Here is a 20,577-nt window from a genome sequence, read left to right as displayed (position 1 = left end):
ACCAGGAACGTCGGAGTCGACCGCGCCGATTCGACAGGACCTAGCCGGTGTCGTAATCCGACGGGTCGTAGGGGCGGTCGTAGAGGTCGGGGAACGGGTCGTGGTCGACCGACAGCGGTGCTGCCGCCGCCTGGCGCAGACGCAGGACCGCGTCGTCGGAGACGCCCTGCACGCCGCCGGTCATGCTGACGTGTTCGAGCTTCGGCAGGCCGTGGAGGCCCGAGATGTCTCTGAGGGACGTGCACCGGTCGAGGGTGACCCGCCGCAGTTCCCGCATTCCTTCCAGGAAGTCGAGGTTCCAGATGCCGGCGCCGCTCAGGTCGAGGACCTCGATCGAGCGGCATTCCCGCAGCCCGGCCGCCGTCTGCAACTTGGTGGCGCCGGTGACGCACAGCTCGACAAGACCGGGGAGGCCGCCGACGGCGGCGATCGAGTCGAGGGCCGCCGCGCCGTAGACGGCCAGGTGCCTCAGGTCGGGCAGCGACGCCAGCCGGGTGAACGCCTCCGCGGTGGTCTGGCCCGACAGGCGGACCGAGGTCAGCGACGGCGGCAGTTTCGGCAGCGCGGCGCCGTCTGCCAGCCGCAGTTCGAGGCGGCGCAACTCGCCGCACGCGCCGATCGCCTCGACGTCGCTGACGCCCTTGGCGGTGCGGGCCCGCAGCGTGCGCAACTGGGGCAGGCCGGCGCAGACGTCGAGCGAGCCGAGGTCGCAGTCGGTGACCGACAAGGTGGTCAGCGCCGACAGCCCGGCGATGACGGAGAAGTCGGTGACACCGACCGCGCCGTCGACGCAGAGGACCCGCAGGCCGCGCGGGCCGCCGATCGCGGTGAGGTCGACGATTTCCGGGCACTCGTTGAGGTAGAGGTCGCGCAGCGCGTGCAGGTCGGCGATCGCGGAGATGTCGGCGAGGTGCGGGCAACGGCTGAGGTTGAGCCGCCGGAGGCGGGTCAGCGACCCGACGCCGGCAGCGGAGCGCAGGTTGGGCAGTTGCTGTGCGTCGAGGTCGCGCAGTTCGCGCAGCGGCGCGACGAACGTGAGGTCGGGCCGGCCGAGGTCGGTCTCCACCCGCGCGGAGACCAGCGTGGGGATGGTGGCGGCCGCCGTGAGCTGGTCGGCCGTGCGCAACGGCACCAACCGCTGGCGAAGATCGACATTGCGCAGAACCTTCATCGCGTACGCCGACGCGTCGAAGAAGCCCCAACTGTCGACGAACACCTTGGCGACCTCGTGCCCCAGCGCCGACTGGCTGTGTCGCCCGATTGTGGTCAGCGCCGCCGGGCCGCCCACCCTCGCCGCCGCCGCGACGCAGGCCTCGATGACCGCCGCCGACATGCCGTCGCGGACCTCGAGCCAGGGCAGCAGCGCCTCGCCAAGGCCGGGCAGCAGGTCGGCCTCGGCCACCGAACGGGGCGGCAGCACGACCGACACCGCCGTGCGCGCCGCCTCCGCGACCTCGGGGTCGACCTGCCCGGCCGCGGTCACGCACTCGGCGGCCAGCAGCAGGATGTCGCGGTAGGAGCCGACCGCGGGCCTCGCCGTCGCCAGCAGCCGGCGCACGAGCCGCGTCGCGAAGTCGCGCTGGCCCGCGGTGCCCGCGGCGAACGCGACCACCCGCCGCCACTCCTGGGAGTCGACCTTGCGCAGCAGGCCCTCGACGTCGCCGCGGTAGCCGAACGCGCGGCCGGTCAGGAACTCCTGGATCGACCGGTGCACGAAATGGCCCTGGTTGTCGCCGATGCGCTGGAACACCACGCTGCGGTCGAGGAAGTGGTCGAGCACCTCGAGGCCCGACATCCGGACCGCGACCATGCCCTTCAGCTCCGAGTCGAGCACCTCCAGGGCGGTCGGCTCGGTGATGTTGCCGACGATCCGCGCGTCGAACTCGGCGACCGCGCCGAGCGCGACCAACCGGGACAGCGGCCGGAGCCGGATCGTCGCCTTCGACTGCACGCTCATGAACGCCGCCAGCGACTGGAGGAGCAGCAGCTTCTCCCGCGGTGCGAGCTGGAACTCGCCGAGCGGGACCTTCTTGCCCCGCTCCCGGAGATCGACCAGGGTGGTGACGACCCGGTCGTAGAGGTCGACCCGGCTGTCGGGCGCCGCGCCGGAGAGCCGGTTGGCGTAGAGGGCGCTCAGCATCGCGCACAACAGCGGGGTCTTGCTGAGGTCGATGACGTTGCGGTTGGTCCGCAGGTCGACCAGGAGCTGGTCGCGGCGCTCGACATACTTGCCCCGGTCGTCGGCCGCGCTGGCACTGATCAGCGCCTTGAACCATCGACGGACGCACTCCTGTGCCTCGGCCGGCGTCGTGTCGAGCAGGCTGAGCTGCTGGAAGCCGTGCGTCGCGAACCGCCGGTAGTCGATGTTGTCGGGCCGCGAGGTGACGACGTAGTGCGCCGCGGGGTGGGCGGCGATGACCTTCTCGATCCACTTGGTGGTCGCGGTCACGTCGTGTGGCGCCAGCTCGTCGAGGCCGTCGAAGATGACGACGGCGCGGCCGGCGTCGAGCTTCTTCTCGATCCAGCCGACCAGCTCCGGGTTGGCGCGGTGCGCCGAGGCCCGGACCATGCTGGCGTAGGACGGGATGGCGCCCCCGTTGTGCACGTGGCGCAGTTGCACGACGACCGGCACGCAATCTTGCAGGTGCGACAGCGTCGCGGGAACCCGCTGCTCGGCCAGCGTGATGGCGAGCCACTGGGTGATCGTCGTCTTGCCCGATCCGGCCGTGCCGGTGAGCAGGATGCGGACGCCGTCGCTGCCGCGTTTGGCCGCCGCTTTGACCGCGCGGCCCAACGTCGCGTCGACCTGTAGGGCATCCCGGTCGACGACCTCGCCGCCGCCGTGGGCCTGGGCCGGCACCCGCGGTGACGTCGAGCGCAGCCGCATGTAGGCGACCCGCACCGGCTGCCGGCGCAGCTCGGCCGGGAGATCGAGACCGATGAGCTCGGCGTGTTTGTATTCCGTGACGATGTCGGTGCGGTAGGCGGCCTCCAGCCGGCTCTCCGCAGGCAACGCGTCGGCGCGATATTGCGGCAGGACGACATTCCCGATCGCCGCCTCGAGCATGACGTCGAGCGTGTGCGTGGCGATGTAGGTCTCCCAGACCACCTCGCTGTCGAACCCCGGCAGGTCGCGGACCATGCCGACGACATAGGCGCAGGCCTCCCGGAGGAAGATGCCGCCGTAGCGGACCGCGGCGTCGCCGAGGTCGGCCCGCTGCCACGCCTTGCGCGCCTCGGGGCGCAACTGTTCGTAGATGGTCTCCTCGGTCACCGCGTCGCGCACGAAGCTCTCGACGGTGGGGTCGACGGCCTTCAGCGCCGCCACGACGCCCTCCACCGCCAGGTCACGTGCGTCTTCGTCGAGGTCGGGGAACTCGACGGCATCGATCCGCTCGAGCCGCAGCGCGATGTGGTCGGCCGCCTCCTCCAGCCGCCGCGGCAGGGCCCGGGCCGCCCGACTGTTCTTGTCGAGACCCGTAATGGCGGAACTGATGTCGCGGATCGAGTCGATGCGATCGGCGGAGCTGGGGAAAAGGAGCTTGAACGCGGAGAAGACAATCGTTTTCGCGAGACTCTCGTGGCGCGGTTTGCTCACTCAGCTCCCCCTCGGGAAAGGGACTTCTCCGTTCTATCCGAAGAAAGCTAAGTGGACAATCGGATGATCGTTCGCGGAATGAAATCAGTCGAACTAATCACCGCGAGGGCAGCCCCGAATGCACGCGACTCGACACGCGCCCATCACCCGGCGGTAGGCGTCCTCCAAGTGCGGTCCCGGTTCGATGTCCAGTTCCTCGACGAGCCGCTCACAGGCCGACCGGTAGGCCGCCAGCGCCCGGGCCCGGTAACCGGCGGCCGCCAGCGTCGTCACCAGGCTCGCCTGGACGATCTCGTTGAGCGGGTCCAGGTCCGCCGCGCGCCGCAGCGGCTCGACGAGCAGCGCCGGGCGGCCGACCTGGCCGGCGATGTCGGCGGCGGCGAGCACCGCGTCGAGGAACTCTCCGTCGAGGCGGGCGAACGCGGCCCGGGCCGCCGGCGTATCGGCCAGGCCCTCGCCGGCGGGGCCGCGGACGAGCCGCAACGCGCTGTCGTAGCGGTCCAGGGCCGCGCCGAGTTCGTCCTGACCCGCGTGCGCCTTCGCCTCCGCGACCAGTTGCCGGAACAGGACGAGGTCGAGGGTTTGCGGTCCGGCGGTGAAGCGGTATCCGTTGCGGTGCCGCGCCAGGAACGCACCCGGAGCCCGCGGCGCCAGGCCGGGTTCGAGGAGCCGGCGCAGCCCACCGACGTATTTCTGGATGATGTTGGCGGCGGTCGCGGGCCGTGCGTGGCCCCAGAGCACCTCGATCAGCTCGTTCATGCCGACCGCGTGCCCTTCGCGGGCCAGCAGAAACGCCAGCAGACACCGTTGCTGTGGTGGCCCGGCGTCCATTTCGGTATCCGCGCGCCACACCCGCAACGGGCCGAGAATCTGGAGCCGCACCGGGTCGGTCATGCCGTCGACGCTAGGCGGCCGGTAGCCGGCTCAGACTACGTCGGATGACGTAATCCTCCGGGCCAGTTCCGCGCGCGAGCTGACGTAGATTTTCGGATAGATCCGGTAGAGGTGGGTGCTGACCGTCCGCGGCGACAGGAACAGCCGCTCGCCGATCTCGCGGTTGCTCAGACCCTCCGCGGCCAACCGGGCGATCTGCTGCTCCTGCGGGGTGAGCGCGGCGAGGGCGTCCATCGGCTTGCGCCGCGTCTCCCCCGTCGCGCGCAACTCGGCGCGGGCCCGGTCGGCCCACGGCGTGGTGCCGAGCGCGTCGAAGGTGCCCGCGGCGGCCCGGAGCAGCGGCCGGCTCTCCGTGACGCGGTAGGACCGGCGCAGCGCGGCGCCGTAGGTGAGCTGGAGCCGGGCCCGCTCGAACGGCCAACCGGTCAGGTCGACGGCCAGCGCGCCGGCGTAGTCACCGCTGAGCGCCGCACGGGCGTAACCGAGCGCGACCCGCAGCGCGGGCGAGTGACTCCGCTCGACGACCGCCTCGAGGTCCGACACCACCGGCCGCAACTCCTCCTGGAAGCCGCCGAGGACGGCCGCTTCGGTGAGGTCCGAGAGCGCGTGCAGGTGATAGTTCGGGAAGTAGGCGCTGTCGGCCGGGTCGAAGATCCGGAACAGTTGCCGGAACGCGTCGTCGGCGTGGCCCTCGGCGAGTGCGGCGAGGCCCCGCGCCCGCTGCACCAAGGCCAACATGGGTAGCCGGTGCGCGGCGAGGAGCACCTGCTCGGCGGCGTCGGCCCGGTGCCGGGCCGCGGCGACGTCGCCGCGCAGCGCCTCCGCGCGCGCCAGGATGAGCCTGCCGCCCAGCACCCACGTCGGCTGTGCCGTCTCCTCGGCCAGTGCCACGCCCTCCGCGGCCAGCGGCAGGGCCGCCCGGACGTCGCCCAACTCCAGGGAGGCGGATGCGGCAGTGTTGAGCGTCGAGGCGAGCGTGCCGATCCGGCCCTGGGCGCGCAGGTCCGCGGCCGCGGACAGCGCCAGCGACCGACCGATGCCGAATGCGCCGACCGCGAACGTGGCGACAGCCAGGTCAAAGCGCTGGGTCGCCGGCAGGTCGACCCGGTGCACGAACTCGCTCAGCCGGCGCAGCCCGGTGGCGCCGTGCTCGACCGGGTCGAACAGCAGCAACAGGGAGGTCAGCCGCGGATCGTCGGCGGCGAGACCGCAGGCGAGCGTGACCTCCGTGAACCGCTCGCGGACCGGACCGGACGCACTGGAGTAGAAGATCCGCAGCCCGAGTTCGGTCAGCGCCGCGACGGCGTCGCCGACCTCGCCGTCGCGACGCATCGTGTCTACCGCGTTCGCGTAGGTCAGCAGCCGGTCGTCTCCCGACCACGCGCTCTGGAACACCGCTTCGCGTAGCCAGGTCAGCCGCGCCTGGTCGGCCGGTCGCAGCGCGTTCAGGTCGATCTCGTTCATCAGCCGCCGGACCGTATGCGAGTCGCCCTGGTCATAGGCCAGTTGGGCGGCGACGCCCTGTCGCCTGGCCCGAGCGGCGGGGTCCTGGCTGAGTTGGACCGCCCGGTTGATCGCGGCGAGCGCGAACGCCACCGCCTGCCGCTCCCCGCCACCGACCGCGGCTTCGGTCAGCTCCCGGGCCAGCGCCTCGTCGGGCCCCGGCACGGCCGACGCCCGGTGCCACAGCAGGCGTGCCGGGCTGTCGGCGAGCACCTCAACGAGGGCGGCGTGCACCCGGCGGCGGTTTCCCGGCGCGGCCTGCTGGCGGAGTGCCGATCGCAGCAGCGGGTGCCGGAAGCGCAGTTCGTATTGTTCGTCGACGCTGACCAGGCGCGCCGCCACCGCCGGCTGGATCGCGTCCGTCGGCACCTCGCCACCGGTCAGGATCGCCGCGGCAGCCAGGATCTCGTCGAGGTTGCCGCCGTCGTCCAACGCCGCGATCAGCAGCAGCTCACGGGTCAGCGGCGGCAGTTCCGCGACCAGGCCGCCGAAGGTCTGCTCCACCCGCGTGCTCAGCGGCAGCGACGATGGCAGCAGAGCGGAACTGCCCGAACGCGCGACCGCGCCACCGAGTTCGACCAGCCCCAGCGGATTGCCGGCCGCCTCCGCCAGCACCCGCGACCGCAGCGCCGGGGTCAGCCCCGGAGCGGTCCGGTCCAGCAACGTCCCGGCGTCGGCCGGAAGCAACGGCTCCAGCCGCAGTTCCGGAATCCCGGCCGCCGCCAGCCGCCGGTCGATGTCCTCACCCTCGCGCACCGCCATGACCACGGCGATCCGGTCGGACTCGACCCGCCGGCACAGGAACGTCAGCGTTTCCCAACTGGCGGAGTCGAGCCAGTGCGCGTCTTCGATCGCGAGCAGCACCGGAAGGTCGGCGTCGCCGAGCAGTTCCAGAACCTCGACCGCCATCCGGTACGGCGAACCGGTGCTCTCCAACGCCCTCCTAAGTGGACGGAGCAGATGGTCGAGCCCGGCGTAGGGAAACTGCACCTCGGCCTGCACCCCGGTCACACTCAGCACCCGCATGCCGCGTTCGTGGCCGGCGTCGACGGCGTGCTCGAGCAGCGCGGACTTGCCGATCCCGGCCTCACCGCGCAGCACCAGCGCCGCGCCGCGGCCGTCGACCGCGTGGTCGAGCAGGGTCTCGAGCGTGCCGATCTCGCCGCCCCGCCCGATCATCCGTGCCACCCGCCAATACTGCAACATGATCAGCCGGCCGCGGGCTCCACGGAACGGCTTCATTCAGTGCTCGTCAAGTGCCCATTCCTACGCTGACCCCGACTCGTAACAGATGCGTGAAGGGGACCAATTCCATGACGACAACCCGCCGTACGCTGCTGGCCGGCACCGCCGCCGCCGCAACCGGCGCACTGTTCGCAACGCCGGCGCAGGCACACTCGCGACCCAAGCCGACCATCGTGCTCGTGCACGGCGCGTTCGCCGACGCTTCGGGCTGGAACGACGTCGCGGCCAAGCTCATCCGCGACGGCTACCCGGTCATCGCACCGGCCAACCCGCTGCGCAGTGTGTCCACCGACTCCGCCTACCTGGCCAGCATCCTGGCCACCATCAGCGGCCCGGTCGTGCTCGCCGCACACTCCTACGGCGGGATCGTCATCACCAACGCGGCAACCGGCAACCCCAACGTGCGGGCGCTGGTCTACGTGGCGGCGTTCGCCCCCGACCAGGGCGAGACGCTGCTGGGCATGCAGACGATGTTCCCGGGCAGCAAGCTCAACGAGGCGGCGCTCGACTTCCGCCCCTACGACACCGGCCTGGTCGACGGGTATATCAAGAAGGAGTTCTTCCGCGGCGTCTTCGCGGGCGACCTCCCGCGGTCGACCACCGACCTGATGTGGGCCGGCCAGCGGCCCGCCGACGCGCGCACGCTCGGCGAACCGTCCGGCGCACCCGCCTGGAAGACCATCCCGTCGTGGTATCTCGTGGCCCGCGACGACAGCGTGCTCCCCGCCGCGGCCCAGCGCTTCATGGCGCACCGGGCCGGTGCGGAGATCCGCGAGGTCGGCGCTTCACACGTCGCGATGATCTCGCAGCCGGCAGCGGCCGCCGACCTCATCAAGCGCGCCGCCCGCTAGCGGACGGGGCTCAGCCGGGCCCGCCGGGCCCGCCGTTGCCACCGCCGCCGTTGTTGCCACCGTTGTTTCCGCCGCCGCCGTTGTTGCCGCCGCCGTTGTTGTTGCCGCCGCCGTTGTTGCCGTTGAGGAGGCACAGCAGGTTTTGCGGATCGGGGCAGGTCGGCGGCTGACCGGGCTGCACCGGCGGCGGCGGGGGCGGCGCCTCGCCGTTGCCGGAGTTGGGGTCACCGATCTGCTGCACGCCGCTCGGGAACTTCATCTCCGGCTTGCCCTTGAGCGCCGTGTTCATGAACCGCTCGAAGATCTCGCCCGGCAGGCCGGAACCGCTGATGCTCGTGCCGCCCTTCGTTCGCAACGGCTTCGCGTCAGCCTTGTTGCCCACCCAGACCGCGGTGGCGAGTTGCGGTGTGTAGCCGACCATCCACGCGTCGCCGTTCTCGGAGCTCTTCGAGTTGAGCTCCCAGGTGCCGGTCTTCTCGGCGGACGGCCGCCCGTCCGCGAGCACGTGGTGGACCGTCGCCGGGTAGTCGCGCAGCACCAGGCTGACGTTGTCGGCGACCTCCTGGCTGATGGTCTGCTTCGGGTCGAGCTTCTCGCCGCCGACGGACACCCACTGGCCCTGCTGGTTCTGGGACACCGAGGTCACGAAGTGTGCCTTGTTGTAGATGCCGCGCTGCGCCATGGTCGCCATGCCGTTGGCGTGGTCGAGCACCGTGATCGGGTATTGGCCGTAGCCGGTGATGCCGCTGAAGAAGGGCGAGGGCGTGAGGTCGGCCGCGGGTTTCGCCGCCAGGTTGACGGCTTCCTGATGGTCGGTGGCCCACATCGTGGAGATGCCGGCCCGGTGCGCCATGTCGATGACCTTGTCAGTGCCGATCTTCATGGTCATGTAATAGAACGGGACGTTGTACGACTGGAGCGTCGCGGTCTTCAACGAGACGTTGTTTCCGGGCGTACGACCGGCGTTCTGGACGTGGATCTGGGTCCCTTCGATCGTGAAGGGGTTGCCCTTCCAGTGCGAGTCCAGCGAGACCCCGGCGTTGAGGCCCGCGGCCAGCGTGTAGACCTTGAAGGTCGAGCCTGGCGGGTGGCCACCGGTGATGTTGCCGGCGGCGTCGGTGTTCTTGCCGGCATAGTCGGTGCCCGTGCCGTTGTCACCGCCGTAGTAGGCCAGCACCCGCCCGGTCGGCGGATCGATCGCCACCACCGCGGCCTGCAGGTTGGCCGGCTGCCCGTTGATCTCCGAACCCTTCTTCGAGCGCTGTGCCACCGCCTCGGCTGCCGCCTGCATCTTCGGGTCGATGGTCGTCTTGATCCGGTAGCCGCCGCTCTGCAGCGCGTCGGAGCAGCTCTGCTTCGTCGAAGCGGGATCCTTCTTCAGGTCGCAGAGCTTCATGGCCGCCATCTCCTCCTTGACGTAGTTGATGACGTTGCCCTCCGGTGTGTTCACCCCGCAGTCGATGGTGCAGGCCTTGTCGTTGGGCTTGAGGAACTTGGGGTATGCCGTCGGGCGGTCCGCCGGCTTGAGCCAGCCCTGTTCGACCATCCCGTCGAGGACGTAGTTCCAGCGGGCCTGGGCGTCGGCCGGGTTGACCGCCGGGTCGTAGCCCTTGTGACCGGTGACGGCGTCCGGGTCGGGCTGCTTGATCACACCGGCGAGCACGGCGCCCTCGGCCACGTTGAGCTTGTCGACGTCTTTGCCGAAGTAGGCCCGGGACGCCGCCTGGATCCCCCACGCGCCGCGGCCGAAGTAGATGATGTTGAGATAGCGCGACATGATCGTCGGCGCGTCGAACTGCTTGGCCAGCTTCGAGGCGAGGACCGCCTCCTTGACCTTCCGGGTGTAGCTGTCGGCGGTCAGGTTGCCGTAGGACTGCTGCCCGTCGTAGGCCTTGCGGGCGTATTGCTGGGTGATCGTCGAGGCACCCTGCTTGTCGCCGCCTTTGACGTTGTTGAGCGCCGCGCGCACGATGCCGGCGTAGTCGACGCCGCCCTTGCGGGAGAAGAACCCGCGATCCTCCGCCGAGGCCACTTCCTTCTGGAGGAAATCCGGGATCTTGTTGGCGGCGACGAGCTCCCGGTTGGCCGAGCCGAGCTTGGCGATGGTGGAGCCGTCGGCGGCGAGGATCGTGGTGGCCGACGGCGGGATGATGCTCTCCGGCGTGGGCACCTTCGTCGAATACCAGGTGAAGGTCACAACACCGGCGCCGGCGAGCATGACGACGACCGCGATCGGGATGATGATCCAGTTGATCCGCTTTCGCCGTTTCGCCCGGGCTAGTGCCTCGGGGCCGTCTTTGTCGCGGCGGCTGCGCGGACCCTTCGGGCCCGTGGGCGGCGAACCGGGACCGCCGGGCGCGCCCGGCGAGACCACCGCCCGCCCGACGGTCGCACGACCAGCGGCACCGCCGGCCGGAGCACCGGGCGCCGGAACAGTGGCCCGCCCGACCCGAGCCGAGCCAACCGAAGCCGAACCGACGGAAGCCGAACCGACGGAAGCCGAACCGACCGAGGCGGAACCAACCGGCGCGGAACCAACCGACGCCGAACCCACAGAGGCGGACCCGACCGACGCCGAACCCACAGAGGCCGACCCGACCGACGCCGAACCCACAGAGGCCGAGCCCACCGAAGCCGAGCCCACCGGCGCCGAGCCCGCCCGCGGACCGGGTGGTTGTGCGGGCACGCGGGCGCTGCCCACCGACGCGCGCCCGCTCGGCGCCGTTCCCCGAGGGCCACGCCGGTCGGAATCCTGACCAGAACGCCGATCAGGGTCGTCCGGGGCAGTCGTTCGGTCCATTATGGATAGTTCCCTTGGTCGGGGCGGAACGTGATCGGCCTCGACGCTAGGAAGCGCGGCGGCCGATCTCGTCACCCCGAGCGGGGATGAAGCCTCCCCCGCTCGGGGGACACCGCCGGTCAGTCGGTATCCGGGCGAGCCAGACCGTGACGATATGCATACAGTGCGGCATGCACGCGGTCGCGGAGGCCAAGCTTTGCCAGGATCCGGGACACGTGCGTCTTCACGGTCTCGTCGCCGACGTAGAGCCTAGCCCCGATCTCGGCATTGGTGTGACCGGCGGCAACCAGCAACAGCACCTCGCGCTCACGCACCGTCAGCCGGTCAATGCCGGGCGCTACATCGGGGTTGCGCACGGCCGGCGCGAGCGCCGCGGCGAACCGGGCCGCCAGCCGCCGGGTGACCGACGGGTCGACCACCGCGTCACCCCGCGCGGCCACCCGGATCGCGCTCACCATCTCCTCCGGCGGCAGGCTCTTGAGCAGGAAACCGCTGGCGCCGGCGGTCAGTGCGCGATAGACGTACTCGTCGCTGTCATAGGTGGTCAGCATCAGCACGCGGGTGCTGTTCGCCGGCTCGGCCAGGATCGTTTCCGCTGCACTGAGGCCGTCGAGCTTCGGCATCCGCACGTCGAGGATGGCCAGGTCGGGCTGCAACCGGGCGGTCTCGGTGACGGCGGCCCGCCCGTCGGCGACCTCGGCGACGCAGTCCAGATCCGGCTGGGTTTCCAGCACGGCCCGCAGCCCCGAACGGAACATCGCGTGGTCGTCGGCGAGCAGGATGCGCAGGGTCACGAGGCACCTTCCAAGGATCCGGTCGACACCGTGACGCTTGTCTCCCATCTTTTTCGGGACTCGTCCGGGCCGTAGTTGACGCTGCCGTCGAACATCGCCGCCCGGGTGCGGATGCCGGCCAGCCCGCGACCGTCACTGGCCAGCGCCGCGACCCGCGCGCCCCGACCGATCCCGTTGCGCGCCGCCACCGTGACCGCGTCGGTGCGGTAGCGGATCTCCAGGTCGACCGTGGTGCCGTCGCCGTGCCGCAGCGCGTTGGTCAGCATCTCCTGCGCGACACGGTAGAGCGCCACGTCGAGCGATCCGGGCAACGGGCGCGAGCCACCGTGCACGGTCAGGCGAACGGCGGGACCCGCGGGGCGTACACCGGTGACCAGTTCGTCTAGGTTTGCCAGCCCCGGCTGGTTTGCGCCGTCGGAGGTGCCGTGCAGCACGTCGAGCAGTTTGCGCAGGTCGACCATCGCGGCCCGGCTGGCCGCCTCCACCGCCGACAGCGAGCCGGTCACCCGGTCACCGGTGCCGCGGGCGGTCAACCCCAGGCGGGCCGCGCCGGCGTGCATGCCGATGGCGCTGACGTGGTGGGAGATCACGTCGTGCAGGTCGCGGGCGATCGCGCTGCGCTCCCGGGAGACGGCCGCCTCGACCGCGGCCTCGGCGTCGCGCCGTTCGTTTTCGCTGCGGTGCTGCAACTCGTCGATGTAGGCGCGGCGACCCGTGGTGTAGCGGCCGACCAGCCAGGGCAGCAGGGCGTTGGTGGCCGCCACCATGACCACCGACAGCACGCTCGCGCCGGGGTGGAAGCAGCGACTGGCGGCCATGCCGACGACCAGCGCGCCCAACGACAGCAGCGAGGGCCAGCGGCGCAACCACGCCCCGGCGCGGTATCCGGCGACCAGCGCGCCGACGTGGCTCTCCCCGACCGAGATCTGGTGGCCACCGGTGCCGTGCAGGTTGACGGTGATCCGCACGACCACGGCGGTGACGACGACGGCCGCCGCGTGCGCGGTCGCCACCCAGCCGGACAGCCGGACCGGCAGCGCGAGAGCCGCGTCGACCACGACGACGAGCACGGCGAGGGCCGCTCCGGCGGGCCAGTGCACCGGCAGGCCGGTCATCGCCGCGCCCGCGCCGTCGACCGCCATGCAGACGACCGCGATCAAGATCGATTGCCCGGCGAGGGTACGCCCGATCACGCTCCCGCCGGCCGTCGGCGATGCGCCGGCGACCCGGTCGAGGACGCTCCGCAGCCTGCCCACCCGCCCGATTATCCGGACGAACCCCGCGGCCGAATCCCCCGAGCGGGGGAGGCCAGGCCCCCCGCCCGGAGCAGCCCTGCCTGTCCCGCATGGCAGGATCTGCCGGGTGCAGATCGGGATGCTCGGACCGTTCGAGGTGCGCACGGACGACGGCGTCGTGGCCGACGTGCCGGGCGCACGGCTGCGTGGGCTGCTGATCGCCCTCGCGCTCGAGCCGGGTCGCACGGTCCCGAACGCGACGCTGGTCGACTGGATCTGGGGCGAGCGGCCGCCCGCCGACGCGGGAAACGCCCTGCAACGCCTGGTTTCCCGGCTGCGCAAGGCCCTGCCGCAGGGAGTGGTCGAGGCGCAACCCGGCGGTTACCGGCTGGCGGTCGAACCCGACGCCGTCGACGCCGTGCGGTTCGAACGCCTCATCGGCCAGGCCCGCACCGACCAGGATCCCGGGCTGCTCCGCGCCGCCCTCGCCCTGTGGCGCGGCGCGGCCATGCAGGGCGTCGACCTCGACGACAGCGGTGCGTTCGCGGCGGCGGCCACCCGGCTCGAAGGGCTGCGCCTGGCCGCCCTGGAGGATCGCTTCGACGCCGAGGTCAACGCCGGCCACGGAGCGGCGCTGGTCACCGAACTGACCGATCTCGTGGCCGCCCACCCGATGCGGGAACGGCTCGCCGCCGCGCTGATGCGGGCCCTGGCCGCCGCCGGCCGGGCCAGCGAGGCGCTCCAGGTCTACCAGCAGACGAAGGAAGCGCTGGCCGACGCGCTGGGCGTCGACCCCGCACCGGAACTGTCGGCGTTGCACGTCGCGCTGCTGCGCGGCGAGGTCGGCCCGCGCGAGGAGACCAGGAAGACCAACCTGCGGGCCGAACTGACCAGCTACGTCGGCAAGGACGCGGACATCGAGGCGGTCCGCGAACTCGTCACCGACCATCGGCTCACCACCCTGATCGGCCCCGGCGGTTCGGGAAAGACCCGGCTGGCCACCGAGACCGCCCGCACGCTGCTCGGCGGCCTGCCGGACGGCGCCTGGCTGGTCGAACTGGCCGCCATCGGCGCCGATGGTGACGTGGCGCAGGCGACGCTCGCCGGTCTGGGCCTGCGCGACACGCTGCTCGGCGACGCGACCAACGCGGAGCCGGCCGACCGCCTGATCACCGCGATCCGCGACCGCGACATGCTGCTGGTCCTCGACAACTGCGAGCACGTGATCGAGGCCGCGGCGGCGCTCGCCCATCGCCTGCTCGGGGAGTGCCGGCGGCTGCGGATCCTGGCGACCAGCCGGGAACCGCTCGGCATCACCGGTGAGGCGCTCTGGCTCGTCGAACCGCTGGCCGGCGGCCACGAGTCGGCTCCCGCCGTGCAACTGCTCCGTGACCGCGCGGTCGCGGTGCGCAAGGATCTCGTGCTCGACGCACACACGGTGGCGACGATGATGCGGGTCTGCCGGGCCCTCGACGGGATGCCGCTGGCGATCGAACTGGCCGCCGCCCGGCTGCGCACCATGTCACTCGACCAGCTCGCCAACCGGCTCGACGACCGGTTCCGGCTGCTCACCGGCGGCAGCCGCACCGCGCTGCCCCGGCACCGCACCCTGCGCGCGGTCGTCGACTGGAGCTGGGACCTGCTCACCGACCCCGAGCGGCAGGTCCTGCGCCGGCTGTCGGTGTTCTCCGCCGGTGCGAGCCTGGAAGCGGCCGAACGGGTCTGCGCCGGCGATTCGGTCGAGCCGGAAGACGTGCTCGAGCTGCTCACCTCGCTGGCCGAGAAGTCGCTGCTGGTCACCGACGGCGAGCGCTACCGGATGCTGGGCACGATCAAGGAGTACGCCGGCGACCGGCTCGCCGAGGCCGGGGAAGCCGAGCTGGCCCGCCGGGCGCACCTCGCCTACTTCACCGAACTGGCCGTGACGGCGGATCCCTACCTACGCCGCGCGGAACAACTGCACTGGCTCGCCATCCTCAACGCCGAGCACGACAACATCGGCGCGGCGATGCGCGCCGCCCTCGCGGCCGGCGACGGGCCCGGTGCGATGCGGCTCGCCGCGGGCGCCGGCTGGTATTGGTGGCTCAGCGGGCACAAGACCGAGGGTCTCGAGCTGATCGTCGCGGCCACCGAAGCGCCCGGCGAGGTGATCGACGACATCCGGGCCGTCGTCTACGGCCTCGTCGTGCACTTCGCGGCCTCGGGTCGGTCCGACGAGCACCAGGTGGCCGAGTGGATCCACCGGGCCTACCAGTCGAGCCTGCGCGTCACGGAACGGCACCCGCTGCTGGGTTTCGTCGTCCCGCTGGAACGCATGCTGGAGGCGCCGGACGCGTTCCTGCCCGCCTGGGAAGAGCTGCTGGAAGACCCCGACCCGTGGGTGCGCGCGCTGGCCCGGCTCCAGCTCGGCAAGATGCGGATCCTGCTCGGCGACGGCAGCCGGGAGGCGGACGCCGGCCTGGAGTTGGCGCTGGTCGAGTTCCGGGCCATCGGCGAACGGTTCGGGATCTCCTTCGCCCTGACCGAGCTGGCGGACCGGATGACCATGCGTGGCGAGTTCGCCGCCGCCTGCGCCCACTACGAGCAGGCGATCGAGGTGGTCGCACCGATCGGTGCCGTCGAAGACGTCATCCGGATGCTGGCCCAGCGGGCCCGGTTGTTCTGGCGACTGGGCGACCAGGAGTCGAGCGCGGCGACGATCGCGGAGGCGCAGGCCCACGCCGAACGGGTCACCTGGCCGCACGCGCTGGCCGAGTTGGCCTTCGCGAAGGCCGACCTCGCGCACTGGGCCGGCGACGCCGGCGAGGCCCGCCGGCAGATCGGCGTCGCGACGACCTTGCTGGGCGACGACGCGAACCTGTCGAACGTCCGGGCCGGAATCGACGACCTGCTCGGCTACGTCGCCGACGATCTCGACGAGGCGCGCACCCGCCGTGCGGCGGCCGTAGCGGCCGCGTCCGAGGCGGGGCACGCGCCGCTGATCGCCGGGATCCTGGTCGGTGTCGCCGACGTCGCGCTCCGCCGCGACCAGCCGGAGCAGGCCGCGCGCCTGCTGGGTGCCAGCGCCGCCGTGCGCGGACTGCCGGATCTCTCCCACCCGGACGCGGCCCGGATCGAGCAGGCAGCGCGCAGCCGCCTCGGCGACGGGGCGTTCGCGCAGGCGGCCGCGGAGGGCGCGCAGGCAGACTGGCATCAGCTCGTCGAGGTCGCGCTCACCGCCGACTGACCGATCCAGACCTGCCCACCGGCGACGTTGGCCCGCAGGGTGGCGATCCGGTCGAGACGGACCCGACCCGACGACATGTGCACCTCGCACTCGCCGTAGACACCGTCGGCGTGGACGTCGGACTGGGACAGGTAGGACACGAGGCCGGAACCGGTGGGCAGGTCGATGGTGATGACGACCGAGCCGCCGCTGTCTCCCGACGTCGTCGTCTTGACCGACAGCCGACCGGCGGCGAAATCGACCCTGGTCCGGGCAGCCACCTTCACGTGCCTGGGGTTGGTGGGATCAACGGGTTCGACGCGCACGGCGGTGTCGCTGCGGTCGCTGGCGGTGACCCGCACCCGGGCGCCCGCGACGACGACGGTGGCGAGGATCGGGCCGGGGGTGGCGAAGGTGGGCATGCCGGCAACGATCGGCGGCCGCCCTGACACCGACCTGACATGCCACTGACACGCCGGCTGTCAGGTCGTGGCGGGCTCCAACGCGACCTTGAGCCAGCCGGGGCTGCGCAGGTCGAACTCGCGGTAGGCGGCGAGTGCGTCGTCGAGCGGTTCCTGCTGTGTCAGGACCTCTTCCGGGTTCACCACGCCGGACTCCACCATGGACAGCAGCTTCGGGATGTATCTGGGGTGGTTGCCGTTCCCGGCCTTGACGGTGAGATTGCGGCCCAGCACCGTGCCGATCGGGAAGAACCGGTCGGCCATCGGGTAGACGCCGACGATGCCGAGGGTGCCCATCTTGGCCAAGCTCTCGATCGCCCACGACTGGGCCTGGCTCGGTGCGTCGCCGGGCTTCCAGTGGCCGTCCTGCTCGTTGCTCTTGCGGGCGATCTCCCGCACCTCGTCGCGGTGCATCTTGTCCTGGCCGCGGGCCTGCTTGGCGGCCGGGCCGGACTTCGCGCTCTCCGAGTCGACACCGACCGCGTCGATCGCGCAGTCGGCGCCGATCCCGAGGGTCAGATCCATGATCGCGTCGACCGGGTCGACCTCGTTGAAGTTGATCACTTCGGCGCCGGCGGCCTGGGCGTACTCCAGCCGGTCGGCGTGGCCGTCCACTGCGATCACCCGGGCGGCGCCGCGTTCGAAGGCCGAGCGGATGGCGAACTGACCCACCGGTCCGCAGCCCCAGACCGTCGCGACCTTGCCATCGGAGACGTCGGCGATGACCGCACCGAAGTAGCCCGTCGGGTAGATGTCGGCCAGCGGGATCGCCTGTGCGTCGGAAACCGAGTCCGGCAACCGGAACAGGTTGGTGTGCGCGCTCGGCACGCGGGCGTACTCCGCCTGGAGCCCGTTGAACGGCCCCTGCTGCTCCGGCGAGCCCGGCGAGCCCGTGCCCGACCGCGGGCCGTACGGGTTGATGTTGTCGCACTGGGCGAAGTGGCCCTCGCGGCAGAAGGAACAGGACCCGCAGCCGAGCACCGCCGAAATGACCACCCGGTCGCCGGGAGCGAGGTTGTGCACCTGGGAGCCGACCTCTTCGACCACGCCGACACCCTCGTGCCCCAGAATCTTGCCCGGCTTCATGCCGGGAACGGTGCCCCGGATGAAATGCAGATCGGTGCCGCAGATCGCGGCGGTGGTGATCCGGACGATGGCGTCCGCCGGCTCCTCGATCACCGGTTCGGCGACCTCGTCGAGCCCAATGTCGCCCAAACCGTGAAACACCACCGCTTTCATCGGAGCACTCCCCCTCTGGCCCGTTGATCTCGACCGCCTACCCGCGACCGGGCGCGGCAAACAATCAACCTTTGTGCCCGTCCCCGCGTCGAATCTGGTGAGAGGGGGCGGGATGACCACAGACTTCGCGGACTTCGTCAGGCTGCGCTACAGCGAGCTGTTGCGTTCGGCATATCTGCTGACCGGTTCGACGCACGCGGCGGAGGACCTGCTCCAGACCGCCCTGCTGAAGGCGATGGGCCGGTGGTCGACGATCGACGAACCGCTGCCCTACATCCGCCGGTCCATGGTCAACCTGCACGTGAGCGTGTGGCGGCGTTACGGCGCGCGGGAGATCCTGCACGCCGTGCTGCCCGAACGCGGTGTTCGCGACGGCGTCCACCAGGTCGAGCAGCGGCACGCGATCGTCGACGCGCTGCGCGCGTTGCCGCCGCGCACCCGGGCCGTCGTGGTGCTGCGCTACTGGGACGACCTGTCCGAGGCCGACACCGCCGCCGCGCTGAACTGCTCCATCGGAACCGTGAAGAGCCAGGCGTCGCGCGGGCTGGCCCGCCTTCGCGTGGTGCTGGGGGAAAGGACGATGACGCCGTGACGCTGGAACACGAGGTGCGGGAGGCGATGGCCGCGGCGGTCGAGCACGTCCGCCCGGCGCCGGATCCATTGGCCCGCCTCCTGTCACGCAAGCGGGATAGCCGGCGGTGGGGTTGGACCGCCGCCGCCGTCGTGGCCGCCATCGGCGCCGCGTTCGCCTTTGGCGGGGTCACCTCGACCGCCGATCACGTGGACCCGCCGCCGCCGGCCTCACGGGCCGACTGGATCCAGCGGCTGCTCGCGTCGCCGCCGCGCGGCAGCCTGGCAGGCGACCAGAGCTTCACCACGGAACTGCGTGCCGAGGTCGGGCAGGGCGCCCAGGTGCTGCTGGCCGACGAGGTCGGCGACCACCGGATCGTGGTCGTGTCGAAATCGGCTGAGCTGCGGCTCCTGGCCGGTCCGCGCGGCGCCACAGTCGCCGCGCTGACGGCCGCGTCAACTGTCGTGGGTGGGCCCCTCGAGAACCCCTTCGTCCATGCCTCGACATCGGGAGTCCGGGTCGGCCTGGCCCCCGCCGGATGTGAGATCGACACGGCCGCGCTGCCCGAGGCGACCACCTGGCAGCCGGCGCCGACCGGCTCCTACGTGGTCCGGATCGAGCCGCAGCCGGCCGAGTGGTGGCGGGCGACCTGCGCCGGCGTGGTGCGCTACGCGGCACCGGCGCGAGGCGTCGAGCAGGTGAAGTCGAGCGCCGAGCCGCTGGCGACGGCCCTGGAGGCGGAAACCGCGGATGCGACGCGCGGCGCGCGCGGATCGGTCGATCCGAACCTCCTCGCCATCGCCTACCGGTCGTTCACCGACCAGATGGGCGACCGCCTACTCCGGTCGCCGCGGGTGATCTGGGGTGGGCCGCTCGACGGCGCTGAAGCGGCGGTGCTGGCCGCGCCCGCGGTGGGCGGCGGATGGTGGGTGTGCCTGGCGCGCGCGGTCGACGCCGGCGTGTCCCTGAACCCCTTCCACACGATGAGCGACCCCTTCGCCGGTGCTCCGGTCACGGCCGCCCGCGACATCGACGGCGCGGTGGTCGTGGTCGCACCCGGGAACACGGCGACTGCCCGGATCACGCTCGACGGACGCACCATCGTGGACGGTCCGCTGCCCGACGGGATCGGCATCATCGCGGTCGATCTGACCAGCCTGCCGATGGAGGACGGGTTCCGGGCACGGATCGACGCGCTCGACGCCGCCGGCACGGTGGTCGCCAGCGGTCCGCTCGATGACGGCCCTCCGCCGCGCGACGTGATCGACCGTTGGGGCGCCTAGCGGCTTTCGAGCACGGCGAGGAAACGTCGGGTGGCGGGGCTCGCGGCGGGCCCCGCTGGATAGACGAAATCCAAACGGCGTTCCAGGTGTGCGTCGGCCAGCGGGATCAATCGCGGCGACGGCAGGCGGGCGAAGTTGAGTCCTTCCGGGATCAGTGCCACGCCCACGCCCGCCGCGACGAGGTCGACGACCGTCGTCCAGTCGGTGACCTCGCAGGCGATCCGCCGGCTCAGGCCGGCGGCGTCGAACGTCTCGTCGATCAGGGCCCGGATCGCCCAGCCCGGCGGTGTCTCGACGAAGCGTTCGCCGTCGAGGTCGGCCAGCCGGACCGTGCGTTTGCGGGCCAAGGGATGGCCGGGCGCGCACGCGAGGACGATCGGCTCGGAGATCAGCGGGAGGACGGTCAGGCCGGCGTCGCGGGTCGCGGGCAACAGGGCGCAGTCGAGTTCGCCGCCGGCCACCAGTTCGGCCATCCGCAACGCGGGCTGCTGCGTGACGACGATCTCCAGGCCCGGGTGCGCGAGAGCGAACTCGGCCAGCCAGGCCGAGAACGGCAGGGTGTGCCCGATGCTGTCCATCGTGCCGATCGTGAATCGGCCGGACAGCACGCCCTCGACCTGCTGCACCGCCTGGCGTGCAGCGTCGGCCGCGGCCAGTGTCCGGCGAGCCTCCGGCAGCAGCGCGTCGCCGGCCGCGGTCAGCCGGACCGGCCGGGTGCCGCGGATGAAGAGCAGTCCCCCGACGTCTTTCTCCAGCGAACGGATCGACGTCGACAGGCCGGACTGCACGATCAACTCGCGCGCGGCGGCCCGGGTGAAGCTCCGCTCCTCCGCGAGCGCGACGAAGTGCCGAAGGTTTCGCAGCTCCATGCCGCCAGTATCTCTCGCGGAGATGGAAA

13 protein-coding genes are annotated in these 20,577 nt (G+C 71.6%); 4 read left to right on the top strand and 9 right to left on the bottom strand.

What is annotated here, in order from left to right; translation table 11 throughout:
- Window positions 1-40: 40 nt before the first annotated feature.
- The 3 genes from DFJ67_RS25010 to DFJ67_RS25000 form a co-directional block, all read right to left on the bottom strand.
- Complete coding sequence (locus DFJ67_RS25010) at window positions 41-3,598, bottom strand: NACHT N-terminal Helical domain 1-containing protein (protein ID WP_116070241.1); 3,558 nt, start codon at window positions 3,596-3,598, stop codon at window positions 41-43.
- 93 nt (window positions 3,599-3,691) lie between these two features.
- Entirely contained in the window at window positions 3,692-4,492 is an 801-nt protein-coding gene (locus DFJ67_RS25005) for an AfsR/SARP family transcriptional regulator (protein WP_116070240.1), read from the bottom strand.
- Between the two features lie 30 nt (window positions 4,493-4,522).
- A complete protein-coding gene (locus DFJ67_RS25000) occupies window positions 4,523-7,237 on the bottom strand; it encodes a helix-turn-helix transcriptional regulator (protein WP_116070239.1) in 2,715 nt (904 codons plus the stop codon).
- 71 nt (window positions 7,238-7,308) lie between these two features.
- Between DFJ67_RS25000 and DFJ67_RS24995 the strand changes: the two genes are divergently transcribed.
- On the top strand, window positions 7,309-8,091 hold the full coding sequence (locus DFJ67_RS24995; protein ID WP_116070238.1) for an alpha/beta fold hydrolase: 783 nt from the start codon (window positions 7,309-7,311) through the stop codon (window positions 8,089-8,091).
- Window positions 8,092-8,101: 10 nt separating this feature from the next.
- Here the strand turns inward: DFJ67_RS24995 and DFJ67_RS24990 are convergent, their stop codons facing one another.
- The 3 genes from DFJ67_RS24990 to DFJ67_RS24975 all read right to left on the bottom strand — a co-directional run bounded on the left by DFJ67_RS24990 (window position 8,102) and on the right by DFJ67_RS24975 (window position 12,941).
- On the bottom strand, window positions 8,102-10,465 hold the full coding sequence (locus DFJ67_RS24990; protein ID WP_170215964.1) for a transglycosylase domain-containing protein: 2,364 nt from the start codon (window positions 10,463-10,465) through the stop codon (window positions 8,102-8,104).
- 545 nt (window positions 10,466-11,010) lie between these two features.
- Window positions 11,011-11,685: a response regulator gene (locus DFJ67_RS24980; protein ID WP_203783197.1), complete on the bottom strand. Its 675-nt coding sequence runs from the start codon at window positions 11,683-11,685 to the stop codon at window positions 11,011-11,013.
- The gene (locus DFJ67_RS24975; RefSeq protein WP_203783199.1) at window positions 11,682-12,941 is read right to left on the bottom strand and encodes a sensor histidine kinase; all 1,260 of its coding nucleotides are present in this window, start codon (window positions 12,939-12,941) and stop codon (window positions 11,682-11,684) included. Before DFJ67_RS24975 ends, DFJ67_RS24980 begins: the two co-directional genes overlap by 4 nt.
- 106 nt (window positions 12,942-13,047) lie before the next feature.
- Here DFJ67_RS24975 and DFJ67_RS24970 point away from each other — a divergent pair, with 106 nt between their 5' ends.
- A complete protein-coding gene (locus tag DFJ67_RS24970; RefSeq protein ID WP_116070236.1) occupies window positions 13,048-16,146 on the top strand; it encodes an ATP-binding protein in 3,099 nt (1,032 codons plus the stop codon).
- On the opposite strand, the gene DFJ67_RS24965 is transcribed toward DFJ67_RS24970, so the two are convergent.
- Both DFJ67_RS24965 and DFJ67_RS24960 read right to left on the bottom strand, forming a co-directional pair.
- On the bottom strand, window positions 16,113-16,547 hold the full coding sequence (locus DFJ67_RS24965; protein WP_116070235.1) for a hypothetical protein: 435 nt from the start codon (window positions 16,545-16,547) through the stop codon (window positions 16,113-16,115). The two genes, DFJ67_RS24970 and DFJ67_RS24965, sit on opposite strands and share 34 nt — an antisense overlap.
- A gap of 60 nt (window positions 16,548-16,607) precedes the next feature.
- Window positions 16,608-17,825 carry an alcohol dehydrogenase catalytic domain-containing protein gene (locus DFJ67_RS24960; protein WP_116070234.1) on the bottom strand — a complete coding sequence of 406 codons (1,218 nt, stop codon included), beginning with the start codon at window positions 17,823-17,825 and terminating at the stop codon, window positions 16,608-16,610.
- Between the two features lie 112 nt (window positions 17,826-17,937).
- On the opposite strand from DFJ67_RS24960, the gene DFJ67_RS24955 reads away from it, so the two are divergent.
- Together DFJ67_RS24955 and DFJ67_RS24945 are read left to right on the top strand one after the other, a co-directional pair.
- Entirely contained in the window at window positions 17,938-18,417 is a 480-nt protein-coding gene (locus DFJ67_RS24955; RefSeq protein WP_116070233.1) for a SigE family RNA polymerase sigma factor, read from the top strand.
- Window positions 18,414-19,679 (top strand): hypothetical protein, encoded by a 1,266-nt coding sequence (locus tag DFJ67_RS24945; protein ID WP_170215963.1) that lies wholly within the window; start codon window positions 18,414-18,416, stop codon window positions 19,677-19,679. Before DFJ67_RS24955 ends, DFJ67_RS24945 begins: the two co-directional genes overlap by 4 nt.
- Here DFJ67_RS24945 and DFJ67_RS24940 read toward each other — a convergent pair.
- Entirely contained in the window at window positions 19,676-20,548 is an 873-nt protein-coding gene (locus DFJ67_RS24940; RefSeq protein ID WP_170215962.1) for a LysR family transcriptional regulator, read from the bottom strand. The two genes, DFJ67_RS24945 and DFJ67_RS24940, sit on opposite strands and share 4 nt — an antisense overlap.
- Window positions 20,549-20,577 lie beyond the last annotated feature (29 nt).

The sequence above is a fragment of the Asanoa ferruginea genome (genome assembly GCF_003387075.1).
GTDB lineage: Bacteria > Actinomycetota > Actinomycetes > Mycobacteriales > Micromonosporaceae > Asanoa > Asanoa ferruginea.
The sequence above is the reverse complement of the archived record's forward strand: the minus strand, read 5'-3'. Positions and strand labels throughout refer to the sequence as shown.